Annotated in this window: 10 protein-coding genes; 6 read left to right on the top strand and 4 right to left on the bottom strand. The window is 46.5% G+C overall.

From position 1 onward, the window contains the following. The first annotated feature begins 58 nt into the window (after positions 1–58). Entirely contained in the window at positions 59–1,528 is a 1,470-nt protein-coding gene (locus KE626_RS00585; protein WP_211970853.1) for a gluconokinase, read from the top strand. Between the two features lie 196 nt (positions 1,529–1,724). Here KE626_RS00585 and mutL read toward each other — a convergent pair whose 3' ends face one another. Continuing rightward, positions 1,725–3,626: a DNA mismatch repair endonuclease MutL gene (mutL, locus tag KE626_RS00580; protein WP_211970851.1), complete on the bottom strand. Its 1,902-nt coding sequence runs from the start codon at positions 3,624–3,626 to the stop codon at positions 1,725–1,727. Between the two features lie 325 nt (positions 3,627–3,951). On the opposite strand from mutL, the gene msrB reads away from it, so the two are divergent. Continuing rightward, entirely contained in the window at positions 3,952–4,443 is a 492-nt protein-coding gene (gene msrB, locus KE626_RS00575; protein ID WP_211970849.1) for a peptide-methionine (R)-S-oxide reductase MsrB, read from the top strand. Positions 4,444–4,530: 87 nt separating this feature from the next. Further along, entirely contained in the window at positions 4,531–5,547 is a 1,017-nt protein-coding gene (locus tag KE626_RS00570) for an SRPBCC family protein (RefSeq protein ID WP_211970847.1), read from the top strand. A 56-nt stretch (positions 5,548–5,603) separates the two neighbouring features. Here the strand turns inward: KE626_RS00570 and KE626_RS00565 are convergent, their stop codons facing one another. Then, on the bottom strand, positions 5,604–5,882 hold the full coding sequence (locus KE626_RS00565; protein ID WP_211970846.1) for a YciI family protein: 279 nt from the start codon (positions 5,880–5,882) through the stop codon (positions 5,604–5,606). Positions 5,883–6,095: 213 nt separating this feature from the next. On the opposite strand from KE626_RS00565, the gene KE626_RS00560 reads away from it, so the two are divergent. From KE626_RS00560 to KE626_RS00550, 3 genes are all read left to right on the top strand, one after another. Then, positions 6,096–7,874, top strand: a complete 1,779-nt coding sequence (locus tag KE626_RS00560; RefSeq protein ID WP_211970845.1) for a DUF4836 family protein — start codon at positions 6,096–6,098, stop codon at positions 7,872–7,874. A 127-nt stretch (positions 7,875–8,001) separates the two neighbouring features. Beyond that, positions 8,002–8,652 carry an ATP-binding cassette domain-containing protein gene (locus KE626_RS00555; protein WP_211970844.1) on the top strand — a complete coding sequence of 217 codons (651 nt, stop codon included), beginning with the start codon at positions 8,002–8,004 and terminating at the stop codon, positions 8,650–8,652. Positions 8,653–8,661: 9 nt separating this feature from the next. Beyond that, positions 8,662–9,855 carry an FtsX-like permease family protein gene (locus KE626_RS00550; protein ID WP_211970843.1) on the top strand — a complete coding sequence of 398 codons (1,194 nt, stop codon included), beginning with the start codon at positions 8,662–8,664 and terminating at the stop codon, positions 9,853–9,855. On the opposite strand, the gene KE626_RS00545 is transcribed toward KE626_RS00550, so the two are convergent. Both KE626_RS00545 and KE626_RS00540 read right to left on the bottom strand, forming a co-directional pair. Beyond that, positions 9,852–12,368: a DUF3857 domain-containing protein gene (locus KE626_RS00545; RefSeq protein WP_211970842.1), complete on the bottom strand. Its 2,517-nt coding sequence runs from the start codon at positions 12,366–12,368 to the stop codon at positions 9,852–9,854. The two genes, KE626_RS00550 and KE626_RS00545, sit on opposite strands and share 4 nt — an antisense overlap. 326 nt (positions 12,369–12,694) lie before the next feature. Further along, positions 12,695–13,930: an NAD(P)/FAD-dependent oxidoreductase gene (locus KE626_RS00540; RefSeq protein WP_249207179.1), complete on the bottom strand. Its 1,236-nt coding sequence runs from the start codon at positions 13,928–13,930 to the stop codon at positions 12,695–12,697. Positions 13,931–14,117: the final 187 nt, after the last annotated feature.

Raw genomic sequence — 14,117 nt, 5'->3', positions numbered from 1 at the left:
TAGATGAACACCGGTTTTAAATCTATAAATTAAATGCGGAAAAAGGAAGGTTTTTTATATGAGTGAACATTTAAAATATATTATTGGCGTTGATATTGGTACCAGCAGTACAAAATCGATTGTGCAAGGGATGAACGGTAAAATAACGGCCGTTTTTCAACAACCTTATACCACTCAGCATCCCAGGCCCGGATATAGCGAACAGAACCCGGAGGTAATCCTGGCAGCAGTAAAAGCAGGTATCAGGCAGGTAGTGGCAGAAACCGGCGGGGCCCCGGCAGCCATTTCCTTCAGCAGTGCCATGCATAGTATTATGGCGGTAAATGGTGCAGGCAACCCGCTTACCCCGCTAATCATCTGGGCTGATAACAGGAGCGAGGCTTATGCCCTCGGTCTGCGCAGCACCCCCGAGGGACAGCTCATATACCGGCAAACCGGTACCCCGGTGCATGCCATGTCACCGCTGTGCAAAATCATGTGGCTGCGGGAACAGCAACCTGCACTATTTTCCGAAACGGCGCTGTTTGTGGGTATCAAGGAGTACATCTTTCAGCATTTTTTTGATACCGCTATCATAGACCATTCCATTGCATCCGCCACCGGATTGTTCGATATTCACACGGTGCAGTGGTGTGCGCCCGCGTTAGCGGCGGCGGGGATTACTGCTGAACGGTTGTCACGGCCCGTTCCGGCAAATCATATTGTAACAGGGTTAAAACCGCAACTGGCGCAGGAATTGGGCATCCCGGCCAACACCCCCTTTGTAGTTGGCGGCAGTGACGGTTGTTTGGCGCAACTGGGTAGCGGCGCTATGGACAAAGGTCACGCTACACTCACCATTGGTACCAGCGGTGCAGTACGAATGGCAGGAGACCGGCCACTCACAGATGCGCAGGCACGTGTTTTTACCTATCTCTTAACGGATGATGTATATATTACCGGCGGCGCCACCAACAATGGCGGAGTAGTATTACAATGGCTGGTAAGGGATTTTCTGCAACAGCCGCTCACCGCACTTAATCAGCTGGTAAACGATGCGCTGTCAACAGAATCCGGCCAGTTGTTATGTTTGCCTTACCTGCTGGGCGAAAGGGCGCCTATATGGGACAGCAACGCCAGTGCCGCTTTTATTGGGATACAACCCCAGCATACAGCAGCACACTTTACCCGTGCGGTGCTGGAAGGTATTTGTTTTGCATTGTTCAGTATTAAGGAAGCTTTATCGGAAACTGCCGGACCGGTATGCAAGATATCAGTCAGCGGGGGATTTACCAGCTCTCCGGGCTGGATTCAGCTCCTGGCCGACATTTTTGGCCAGAACATGTACTTACAGCAAGAGAGCGACGCGTCAGCATTGGGCGCCATTATGCTGGCTGCCGAAACGCTGGGCTGGCCGGCACCGGAAAATACCGCAGAGACGGAAATAGTGTTCAGGCCGGATCTGAGCAGGTTTGAAGGATACCAGGAGAAATACAGACGGTTTGTGAAGGTCTATCAGCAACTTGAGGTTTGTCTTGCCCAGGATTAACAGTGATTATGATGATTCCAAGGATTTTTTCTTGTGATTATAATTTGATTTTAAAAGATTCGGGAAGATCTAAGCGAATTTATCCGCTTAGATCTTCCCGAATCTTTTAAAATCAAATTATAATCACAAGAAAAAATCCTTGGAATCATCATAATCACTGTTAATCCTGGGCAAGATAATCCCGGCCAAGACAAATCTAACTACCCCGTTCAAACATCCGCGCCAGATCCGTCAGTTTAAATGATATAAACGTGAACTTGCCGCCAGGCGCCACATTTGGCATACTGCAGGCGAACAGTTCATCGATGATATTTTGCATTTCCCGGGCGGCGAGTATTTTTCCGGCGGGGATGGCATTGTTACGCGCCATGGAGCGGATCAGTTGCTCGCGGGTATTTACTTTCAGCTCATGACTGAAATTTTTGAATTGTTCCAGCAGGTTTTCGATGGTGGCCTGGTTGTTACCATTCTGGATGTCAGCAGGTGTACCGCGAACAATGAAGGTATTGTTTCCAAACGGTTCCAGGTCATAGCCCAAAGTCTGGAGGTCGGAGAGCATTTCGCTTACCAGGGCAGCATCTGCCGGTGGCAATTGCAGGGTTTGCGGGAAAAGGCTTTGTTGGGTAGCCATGGGCGTTTCCTGTAAAGCGCGCTGATAGCGTTCGTACAGGATTCTTTCATGTGCTGCCTGCTGATCAATTAAGATAAAGCCCGATTTGATCTGCGACAAAATATATTGCTGGTGTACCTGTACCGGTACTTTCTGATCGGTGGCGGTATCCTGCCAGCGTTCATCAATAACGGAAGCGGTGGCATGGGGCTGACTTTCGTAGGTAACAGCAGGACGTGTTTCCTGTTCCGGCTCCTGTTCAACAGGAAATGCGCTGGTATAAGTGTCCTTGCTGCTGGTTTCGTATAAGTCTTTCCAGTGTTTCAGGTTGCTGCTGTTGCTGCTTTTGTCGATCATGTGGGCCTGGTTCGCCTGTGTAAATGACTTATACAGGGGGCTTTGTGTAGACTCGCTCTGTTGCTGTGCCGTAAATGGTTTGCTGACAGCGTCAAGGGCCTGAATGCTGGGATCCAGGTCGAAATCCAGGGTAGCGGTGATGCTAAACTGGGCGAGGGAATGCTTCACAGCTGATTGAACAAAAGCATACATCAGTTTTTCGTCGTCGAACTTAATTTCCTGTTTGGTAGGATGAACGTTGATGTCGACGTGTTCCGGGTTTACGTCAATAAACAGCACATACAGGGGGAAGCTGTCTGCCGGGATAATATCGGCAAATGCGTTCATGACTGCATGGTTCAGGTAAGAGCTTTTAATAAAGCGGTTATTGACGAAAAAGAACTGGTCGCCTCTCGTCTTCTTGGCGGTTTCAGGTTTTCCTACAAATCCGTACACATTCATGTAGTCGGTAGTTTCCTTTACGCTAACAAGACGGGCGTTATAATGCTGTCCAAGGATGGCTACGATACGTTGTTTAAGCGATCCTTTATCCAGGTGGAACAGTTGCTGGTTATTGCTGGTGAGTGAGAATTGCAGCTGGGGGAATGACATGGCCACACGGATGAACTCGTCAACGATGTGCCTCATTTCTGCCGCGTTGCTTTTCAGGAAGTTTCTGCGGGCGGGTACATTGAAAAACAGGTTCTTCATGGCAATGCTGGTGCCTTCTGCTGTTTGGCAGGGCTCCTGTTTATTCACGAAGCTATTATCGATTTCCACATAGGTACCTACTTCCTCACCTCTTTTGCGGGTTTTGAGTTCCACCTGGGAAACAGCCGCAATAGAGGCCAGGGCTTCGCCCCTGAAGCCCATGGTAGTGATCTGGAAAAGATCGTCTATGGATTGTATTTTTGAGGTAGCATGGCGTTCAAAGCACATCCGGGCATCCGTTTCGCTCATACCGCCGCCATTATCAATTACCTGCACTAACTCCTTGCCTGCATCTTTTATGATCAGCTGAATCTCTGTTGCGCCTGCATCCACTGCATTTTCCAGTAATTCTTTTACCGCCGATGCCGGTCTTTGTATCACTTCTCCCGCAGCTATCTGGTTCGCTATATTGTCTGGTAATAAATTGATGATATCCGCCACTTACTAGCCTTTTGCCGTAAAGTTAACAATTTAAATGCAGTTGCTCATCGGTGATTATCAGACAGTTTTAAACAAAAAATTAACTGTTTTGTTAAATAGGCCTTTGATTTGCAGGAAATAACAATCCATTATCCTTGTTCATACGTAATTTTAGTAGAGATAAAAAAAGGAAACAACAGACTGAGAGAAATCGCAATGATAGTGTTAATGAGAAGTTAACGAATCAAAACTTTACATATGTACCTATGGAATCGAATAATTTTGACTATCTCTATCATGGTTACCAACCGAACTTACCCGTATTAACGGCGAAAAATAGAAATCAATGGAAGATGGAAAAAAGAAGGGAGGAATTTACTCCCATACAGATGCCACTAAAGTAAATTTGACAGATGAAGAATGGAAAGAGTTGCTGCCAAAGGATGTTTATAACATTGCAAGGGAAAAGGGAACAGAATGGGCTTTCACCGGAAAATATTGGAATAGCGCTGAAAATGGTACCTACTACTGTGCCGCCTGCGGAAATCCTTTATTTATCTCTGATGCCAAGTTTGAAAGCAGCTGCGGCTGGCCCAGCTTTTTTCAGCCACTGACTAAAACCAGCGTCATCTATGCACCTGACAACACCCATGGGATGCATCGGACGGAGGTATTATGCGGTCGCTGTAAATCACACCTGGGACATGTATTTGATGATGGGCCGCCTCCAACCGGTCTTCGTTACTGCATTAATTCTGTGATCCTGGATTTTGAAAAAGCAAAAGAAGCGGATCAGCAATATCAGCAAGATAAAGCCAACGAAAAAGAGATCGAGTAGCCAATATTCTTCTACCTGATAGCCAACGTGATGTGTCGGTTGAAAATAAAAAAGCCGTATTTTTATTATCATCAACCCCCGACAGTCATGAAAGTACTTAAAACCCTCGCCTGGATCATAGGAATCATCCTGTTTATTGCGCTTGCGTTGGTCTTTTTCGCGCCCACCTCTATGCATGTGGAACGTACTGTTGAAATCAAAGCTCCCGCAACGATTGTCTGGAATGATATCATAAGATTCGAAAAATTTAATGAGTGGAATACCTGGAAACAGATGGATTCTACCGCCAGGTTTACTATTACCGGTGATGACGGTTCTATTGGGGCTACCGATTCCTGGAAGGGGAGTAAAATAGGGGAAGGCAAACTGCAACATCTTTCCATGGATACCTATAAGTCTGTTACTCAGAAACTTACATTCATTACCCCATTCGCTTCTGAATCAGATGTATTTTTTCATTTGTCGGAAGCTGCCGGTAAAACAAAGGTTACCTGGGGATTCGATACCCGCTACAAACGCCCGCAAAATGTAATGTCCCTTTTTATGAAAGGCGCGCTGGAAAAGGATTTTGACCGGGGACTCAACAACCTGAAAAGCATGGCCGAAGCCGAGGTGAAAGGCCCCGGAACGCCTAACGGCATTGATGTGACTGTAAAAGAGATGAATTTTCCGGCTACCACGTATGCGGCTGTACGAAAAACGATCCCGATGAGCAGGATTACCGACTATTACCGCAAAAACCTGGAGAAAATATATGAAGCCGCTACCACAGCTAAGTTGCAGCCAGGAGTTCCCTGTGGTATCTTCTTTACCTGGGACCGTAAATTACAGCAAACTGATATGGCTGCCGCCATACCCGTACCCGAAGGCAGCAAACCGGTAGGGGGCTATGAAATTATTACGCTGCCGGCTGCCCAGGCGGCATATGCGGACTATTACGGCCCATACAGCAAAATAGCCAATGCACACGTGGCCATTCAAAAATTTATTACAGATAAAGGAAGAAAAATTATCCCACCCACAATAGAGATGTATGTAACAGATCCGGGCAAAGAAAAGGACAGTAGCAAATGGCTGACAAAGGTCATTTACTTTATGAAGTAATTATCCGGAAATAAAAGAAGTATAAGCGGTTGGCACAGCATTACAGGGAGGAAAACTTATTTTCCCAATGTGTTGGCATACTTTGTTGGCTCAAATTCAATGATCTCGTACAGCGCCAGCTGGTATTTTTCCAGCGGATCCTCGCTCATAATCTCTTCTACCTCCCTGCGGCTGGAAGCATTGCAAAGGATAACGGCACCAGACCGGGGCTTTCTTCTACCCGAAAGGATAAAACGGCCACTTTCGTAATGCTTCTGCAGGAACGCAGTGTGCGCCTCCATGAAGTGCTCTATAGCCGCAACGGGCCGTATGTATTGTAGTAAGATCAGGAACATAACGGTTTTTCTATGGTATTTAGTAATAGTTTCATAGTTAGTAGCAAAGGTATAAACTTAAACACTATTGAATTATTGTATCTGTCAGGGAAAAATGAGACATATGCGCTACAAAAATATACGTACTTTTGCACGAATGAAATACCACGATAGTGGGAATGTATTGTTAGATCTCGTGTTGCTCCGATTTAATTTTTAATTTTTATAGCTTTTATGAAAAGAACAATTTCCAAAGTTTTGTTGACCGCTGTGACCGCAGCGGTGTTCCTGTCTTCCTGCTCCAAAGCCCCTGATGAGAGCAGGTACATCCCGAAAACAGCCGGTTTGGTAATAGACCTGAATGCCAAACAGCTTACCACTAAACTGGTTACCAATGGTATTACCATGGACAAGCTGTTTGCCGCTGCAGAGAGTAAAGACACTTCTAATGAAATGATGAAAGCATGGAAAGATGTCGAAAACTCCGGGATCGATATGCAAAGCCATTTCTTCGTATCCCTTGTTTTCCAGGGCCAGGCTGCCGAACATAAATCATATGTAGCCGCTACTGCCAGTTTGAAAGATGCTGATAAATTTGAAGCCTATCTTAAAAAGACAGTGGCCGATTTCTCCCTGAAAACGCAGAATGACTTTAAATATATCTGGGAGCCCAAACAACATGCCGTAATCGGCTGGAGCAAATCTACCGTGATTTATGTGAGCGCCGTAGACGCCAGCAACCTGGAACAGTATGCTCCCGGCGCCAACGGCATCCCTTCTCCGGATGAAGGCGAAGTAGCGGCAGACAGCGCCATAGCTGCACCAGCTGCACTGAAATCAACTGATGACGACGCAGAAATCAAGACCTGGGTGGCCGAGGTAGATCATCTCTTCCACCTGAAAAAAGAAGAATCTGCCGGCGCTATCGAGCCTTTTGCCAAATTACTGAAAGAAGATGCGGATGCAGGTATCTTCGTAAACCCGGAAGCCATCTACAACAGCGGCAAGTTTACTATGATTCCTGCCAATGTGAAAAAACTGATGGAAGGTTCCTTTTATACCGGTACTGTTGATTTTGAAAACGGTAAAATCCTCTTCAAAGGCAATACCTATATGGGTAAGGAAATTGCTTCCATCTATAAAAAATATGGTAAGAAGGAAATTGATATGGATATGCTGAAAAAATATCCTTCTGAAAATATCACCGGTTTCGTTTCCTACGCCTTCGATTTCCGTATGATCGGCGAAATTATTAAAGCTACCGGTGTGGACGGTATCGTAAACATGGCCATCACCGGCAAATCCGGTCTGACCATGGATGATATCCTGAACGCCTTTGAAGGTCAACTCGTATATGTTGCCTCCGATTTTGCCATCACCAAAAAAGAATCAGAATATTTCCCTGGCGAATTCACCGAAAAACCATCTGCCAAATGGATCTTCAGCCTCAAAGTTGGTAATAAAGACGCTTTCAATAAGGTAATGGCTTCGCCTATGGTGAAAGAAGTATTTACCCGCGAAGGCGACCACTACGTAGCCGTAAACCCAATGGCAGCAGCTACTATGCCGCCAATGTCTATCACCGAAAAATTTATCACCCTGGGTTCCGACAGCGTATTACTCCAACAATACCTGGCCGGTAAAGGCAGCATCAAATTACCGGAAGGCGTGGAAGGTAAAGTAAAAGGCAGCATGCTCGGGGGCTATGTAGACCTGGAGAAAGTAATCAACGTAATTCCTGAAGACAAGATGAGCGATGATGAAAAACCAGTTGTGAAACATGTGAAAGAACTGTTCAAAGACTTTACTGTTGTAAGCAAAAACGAAGGTGGCGATGTTCAGCATGCTGAAGCAACCCTGACCTTTAAAAATAAAGATCAGAACAGCCTTGTACAGCTGGTAAACTTTGGCACTGAAGCCGCTAAGATTATGCAGGCAAAGAAAGCCAAAGAAAAGGCATATGAAGACAGCCTGTTTGCCGCACCGGCAGATACGACTACAGCAGCACAATAATAGAAATTACGGATTTCAAATTATGAATTACGGAGTTGTGTGGAGATATAGACGAAAAAAAATATTCGCTTATGTCTCCGCACAACTCCGTAATTCGTAATTTGAAATCCGTAATCCTTTTTACACTATGCAGATTCAGCTCAATCACCTGATGCCCATACCCTTGCAGGATAAACTCCGGCAACGGTCGTCGGACATCTGGAACCAGGACGTGACGTTTAAGCCAGGTAGTTTTGTAAAAATAAAAGCGCCTTCCGGCACTGGTAAAACCACGCTGATCCATTACCTGTATCATATCCGTTACGACTATACGGGCAAAGTGCAGGTAAACGGTCAGCCCTGGCAGGCCTACAGTAAAAATGAGATCGCGCTGATACGACAGCAGGAACTGAGCATCGTGTTCCAGGACCTTCGCCTGTTTGAGCAGCTCAGCGCCCGCGAAAACATTTCCCTGAAAAGAGTGATGCAGCCCAAAGCGTTCTATCCTCCGGAAAAAATAGACGAAATGGCTGCCCGGCTCAATGTAACGCATATACTGGAACAAAGCGGCAGAACCCTTTCCTATGGCGAACGGCAGCGTATCGCCATTATCAGGGCGCTGGTACAGCCGTTTCAATGGCTGCTGATGGACGAGCCATTCAGTCACCTCGACGAAGAAAATACGCAGCGCGCCGCCGCACTGATCGCCGACGAATGCAAAGCCCGTAACGCCGGGTTTATTTTAACAGACCTGGATAATGACCAGCACTTCAATTATGATGTGCACTATCATCTTTAATGTTGTTTCATGCGCCCTTTTTTCGATTTACTAAAAAAGATCATTCAAACCGGTGTCGGTAAAACCCGCTTCCTGATGGCTGCAGTGGGACTGGGCATCGCTATGTTGTTGATCCTCATTGCCATACAAGCCCACACCAACTTCAGCCAGCTGCTATACAGTTCTAAAAATCAAAATGAAACCGCCGACTTCCTGGTGATCAATAAAACCATTACCAACGCCATGATGGGGCAATCTGCGAAAAGCATTTTTACCCCGGAAGAAATCGACAACATAAAAAAACAACCTTTCGTACAGGCCTTTGGGTTAGTAACTTCCAGCCAGTACAAAGTAGTGATACAGGCGCCCGGCGACCTGCATTTTGCCACCGACATGTTTTTTGAAGCAGTGCCGGACAGCTTTTTAGATGTAAAAAACGACGACTGGAAATGGACAGCCGGCGATCGCACTATTCCTATCATCCTGCCAAATGACTTCCTCAACCTTTATAACTTCGGATTTTCGCTGAGCCAGGATCTGCCACAGATTTCCCAGGAAACAGTTAAGGCTTTACCGCTGCAGGTAAGTATTTCAAACAACGTCGTATCTGATCAGTATATGGGGCATATAGTGGGTTTTTCTGACCGCATCTCCTCATTCCTGGTACCAGCTTCCTTTATGTCGTGGGCAAACGGGAAATACGGGATGGCAACTGCAACTGGCACTTCCCGGGTTATTATTAAAACGCCTGATCCTTCGAACCCGGCGCTGGTAAAGTTCCTGGACGACAACGGCTATACCACCAACCAGGATAAGCTGAAGTTCAGCAAAACCAGGATGATCGTACAAACGATTGTGTCTGTAGTTGGATTTTTTGGACTGATACTATTATTCTTTGCACTACTGGTATTCAGCATGTTTATACAACTGGTGATTGCCTCCTGCAAAAAAGAGATCCAGCTGCTGGTAATATTGGGTACTGCTCCCAAACAACTGCAGCGCTACCTGCTAAAACAATTTGTTCCGCTATATATCATTATCGGTATATTATCGCTACTGCTGGTAGCGGGACTGCAATACTGGGCGGCTAGCGAACTGGCTACGCATCAGATGTTGGTATCGTCCTGGCCCGGTATCCCCGTGTTTGTGGGCATCCTGCTGGTATTATGGCTGGTGTATATCGTAAACCTGGCTACAGTACGGAAATACGTGAATAATATTTAAGGTTTGCGTTCTGTTTGATAAGGCATCACAAAGGTGGTTTTTCCTCTCTCGGAAGTCAGGAGGTAAGGTACCCAGATAGCCATACGCAACAGCGGCCAGAAGATGGAATTGAGACTGAACACACTGCCTGGCTCATGTGTATTGAAAAGGTGGTTGCTGATAGTGTTGTCTCCATAAATAAAAATAGTGGAGATAAAGTAGTAGGTAGCCAGTGCAAACGGGAAGGTATCCCGGCGGTTAAAAAATAACACAGCCAACAACACGCTATAAGCCAGGAGAAACACATTTACTATCATTTCTATAACCAGGAAAAGCTGCACCAGGGTTATATTGCCAAGATCTTTCCGGGCTGAAACAGTTACCCAGAAGTTGTAATTGAAGATATCCATTTTACACAAAGCCATCAGCTCTCCCATAGGGGCGAAAACCAATCCGATAGCCAGCAGGGCAAGCCCTCCGCCAATTGGAACAGATTGAGGTGACTCCTTTGGCGGCCATACCGAATGTTTATAATATACAGTGGCCAGGTAAGCAAATACACCGGCAAACATAAGTGCCAGCGTAATGGCCAGCCAGTTGCCTGGTATGGCAGGACGGTAAACCGGCATGGTATCCGGTTTCCAGGTAAGATCCAGCGAAGTGATTTCATTCATTTTTTTCAGGTCCTTCACATACTGCGGAATAAATTTCACCGGCACATGATCACTGAAGGTTTTATAGTGGTAAGACAGGGTAAGCAGGTTGCCCTTTTTTTCTGCACTGTAATCAAAGGTGTAATAGTCATTTTGAATATGCAGCGGTGACTGGTCCAGCGACCATTCTATGGGTGTACGCAGAATGATCTGGTAGTCGAGGTCGTAGGGATAACGCAACGTAACAGGAATTTTCCGCTGTTCATCGGAAATGTAGGAAAGCACATCGTAGAAGGACTGTGCATTGGCGGTAAACTGTAGTTTCCCGTTGATACTGTCGCGTTTCCAAAGGTGGTGTATCAGGTAGCTTTCCCCAACGCGGATGATATTACCGGCTGCTGAATCCTGTGTGGTGATGGAGTCTTTGATGGCTACGTCTCCATATAACTTCTTATAATAGCTCAGGTAGGATTTTTCCTTGTCTTTCATACTGGTGCCTGCCAGCTCGGCGCGTTGGGCATCTGCTTCATCGCGGTGGTAGGCGGTGGTCACTTCCAGGCGGCCGTCTTTATTTTCATCGTCCGGCAGGGTAAAGGTTTCGCGTACCACGATACTGCCGCGGGTAGCGGGTATTATAGGAGTAAGCTGTGTAGTGGTATCGGTTATCACGAGGGCGCGTTGGTAATCCGGCTCGCAGAAATCGGTCAGGTTGCCCCGTTGGTAAGACATGGTGCCATCCAGCCAATACGTTTTATTGTTGAGCAGTACTTGTACAATGGCGTGGTTGAAGGCGTTGGGAGAGGGCAACATATCGTTCACGGTACCTTTCAGATCTGTGTTTACGTAGGCCATGCTGGCGGCGATGTCGTTGGCGCGCAGCATCGTGCAAAGCAGGAGGGCTTTGTCTTTACAGTCCCCGAAACGTTGTGTCAGCACTCTTTCCGGCACGTTAGGCCGGTGGGAGTATTCGCCCATTTCTATGCCCATATAGCGGATATCGTCCTGAACGAAACGTAATGCCTGTAGCAGGTATTTATTTTTATCGCCGTTGGCGGCCTTTTTAAGCGCGGCAATTTTGCGCGATAATGCAAGCCCGGGAGCTGGTGTTACATTGATTTTCCGTGCCCAGTCGGCTACTTCTTTCCAGGAGCTGTATTCGCTTACCTGTACGCGGGTGAAGGGATTGTACCAGGAGGGAACGTAGCTGTTGTTATCGGCTTCCCGGATATCCACGTTATTCCACTCATACACGGTCAGGCCATTCCACATTTTTTGAATGGGGACGGTGGCACTATTGTATAGTTTAAACCGGACGGGCCTGTCGGGGCGCACAATCAGGTTTTTGTAATAGTTAACAATAGGTTCGTAGGCAACAAAATAAAGCCGGCTATCCAGTTTGCCATTGAAAATAGGGTTATCACCGGTAATGGAATAGGCATATTCAATCTGATCGCCTTTTCTCACATCTTCCAGGATAAGATAAGCGGTATAAGTGCCGCTGTAAATAAACCTGGAAAGATCCTGTTCTTTCTGCAGTAGTTTGAATGCAGCATTGGGCAGGCGGTTTATTTCCTTTCCATCGCGGTGGATCACTATTTTATGGAAGGTGAGTTTTTCGTATTGCGGGTCATAGTCCACGGAGATCTCCGATCCGTTTTGAATACCGGCTTCTGAAATGATCTGGCGGATAAAGTGCTGGTAATTGCTTTTCAGTTCTACCTGTCTTTGTTCTTCCAGGAGCAGCAGGAAATATCCATCACTGATATTTTTCGCATTCGGTTTTTTAGTAAGGTCGGGGGTATACGGCACCAGCCATGCCGGGGTAGGGCTGGTGTTCACTTTTTGGGCATGGGCGGCGAAAGCGGCGATTACCAATAGCATTGATAACAGCGGTTTCAACGCTCGGGTTATGTCAGGGTGCATAATAGCGTTGGTTGATATTTCCTTACGGACTGACTGAACTACAGCTTTTTATAGGGACTATAAATTTTGGTAATGAATTTACGGTTGTTTTCCGAAAGTTAGCGCATAAACTGTACGAGGGTGAACGGATTTGCCATCAGGGCGGACTTGTACGGGTGTGTCGGCCGCAGGATACTTATCTTGTTTTCAGGCACAGAGGGTAACAAATATGTAGGTAGCCGGCTCCGGGTATTAACCGCCGCCGGCTTATATGAACTTAAAAATTTTAACTTAGGAAAACGCTTTTACCTGTTAAATAACAGTTTTACATAGAACATAGGACTGCCGAGTTTTTTACGGAGGTCCACTTCATGAAACATGCATGACATCAGGTCCTTTAGTTGTTTGTTGCGTGCGCCCATTTTCATGAGCATGTTAAACAGCCAGGGGTATTTGATGAGTTTCTGTAATTTGGTGCTTACTTCCAGCTCAGGCCCCAGGATGCGGTATACGTTTTCGTCGTAGGTATTGAAGAACTGATCGGAATAATCGTTGGCGGCGATAGCAGCAGCTGCCTGTTGGGCGGCGATTCTGCCGGAGTATAGCGCGTTGCCTATACCTTCTCCGGTAAAAGGGTCTATCAGGTAACCTGCGTCACCAACCAGCATATACCGTTCGCCATGCAGTTTCCTTTTTTTGCTGCCTAATGGAAGTCCATAGCCATCAATAGTGCCTACCAGCTCTGCATTTTTGAAGCGGTCTTTCATCGTAGGGTCTGTGGCAACGGTATCCAGCATCAGCTGTTTCAGGTTTATTTTTTTGTTACGGGCGGAGTTGCTGAGCATACCTACGCCCACATTGGCTTCGCCATTAGGGAGCGGAAATATCCAGAGGTAGCCCGGAAGCATGTTTTTCAGGAAGTGCAGTTCTATGAAATTGTCCTGGTGCAGACCGGAGATTCCTTTATAATAAGCGCGGATGCCGGCTACATAGTGTTCAGGTTCCATTTTTATACCGGCCACGTCTTTAGTAAAGCCGGAATGGGCGCCATTGGCCACAATCACGATATCCGCTTTTACCCGGAAGGAGCCGTCTTTGCTGGAGAGATGGTAGCCATCTGCTTTCAGCTCATATTTATCGATGCTAACGCCTTCGAACAAACGAATTTCGGAGCGGCGTTTCATTTCGTCTACCAGGAAATTATCGAAGTCAATGCGTTTGCATACAAACCCGCGGGGATTGGTCATGTCCTCCTGGTAATTGGGGCGGTAGGGGATATCCATGCCGATCCGGTTGGGCGCTACGAAAGTAACACCCCAGCTATCCATTTTAAACATGGCCTGCTGTAGGCGTTCTCCGATGCCTTTGTCTATACGCTCCAGCAAGGTGAGTACCTTGCCGCTTAGTCCATCTCCACAAACTTTATCCCTGGGAAATACTGCCTTGTCCACAACGATACATTCAATGCCAAGTTGGGCAAGCTGGAGGGCTGCGGTAGCGCCACCAGGACCTGCGCCTATGATACAAACTTTTGTTTCCATTATTTGATGATACTATTACCTGCCGGTAAGATACGTAATTGTTCCTTGAGCTGTTCCGTATGCTGAATATTAATAATATCTTTAGCTTCCCCGATGACAGACTTTGCCGGTCGCTGCTGGGTTTAACAGACTATTTCTTCTGCCGAAGGCGGAAAATATTATATTTGCCGTTCTTAAAACACACGAA

The organism is Chitinophaga hostae (genome assembly GCF_018224885.1).
Lineage (GTDB): Bacteria > Bacteroidota > Bacteroidia > Chitinophagales > Chitinophagaceae > Chitinophaga > Chitinophaga hostae.
Note: the sequence above shows the minus strand (reverse complement) of the source record. Positions and strands in the feature narration are given on the sequence as shown.

What these genes read in the sequence shown, in the direction of transcription:
- KE626_RS00540 (WP_249207179.1), bottom strand. Translation starts at nt 13,930, where the DNA reads ATGGAAACAAAAGTTTGTATCATAGGCGCAGGTCCTGGTGGCGCTACC.
- KE626_RS00550 (WP_211970843.1), top strand. Translation starts at nt 8,662, where the DNA reads ATGCGCCCTTTTTTCGATTTACTAAAAAAGATCATTCAAACCGGTGTC.
- KE626_RS00570 (WP_211970847.1), top strand. Translation starts at nt 4,531, where the DNA reads ATGAAAGTACTTAAAACCCTCGCCTGGATCATAGGAATCATCCTGTTT.
- msrB (WP_211970849.1), top strand. Translation starts at nt 3,952, where the DNA reads ATGGAAGATGGAAAAAAGAAGGGAGGAATTTACTCCCATACAGATGCC.
- KE626_RS00585 (WP_211970853.1), top strand. Translation starts at nt 59, where the DNA reads ATGAGTGAACATTTAAAATATATTATTGGCGTTGATATTGGTACCAGC.
- KE626_RS00545 (WP_211970842.1), bottom strand. Translation starts at nt 12,368, where the DNA reads ATGCTATTGGTAATCGCCGCTTTCGCCGCCCATGCCCAAAAAGTGAAC.
- KE626_RS00565 (WP_211970846.1), bottom strand. Translation starts at nt 5,882, where the DNA reads ATGTTCCTGATCTTACTACAATACATACGGCCCGTTGCGGCTATAGAG.
- KE626_RS00555 (WP_211970844.1), top strand. Translation starts at nt 8,002, where the DNA reads ATGCAGATTCAGCTCAATCACCTGATGCCCATACCCTTGCAGGATAAA.
- KE626_RS00560 (WP_211970845.1), top strand. Translation starts at nt 6,096, where the DNA reads ATGAAAAGAACAATTTCCAAAGTTTTGTTGACCGCTGTGACCGCAGCG.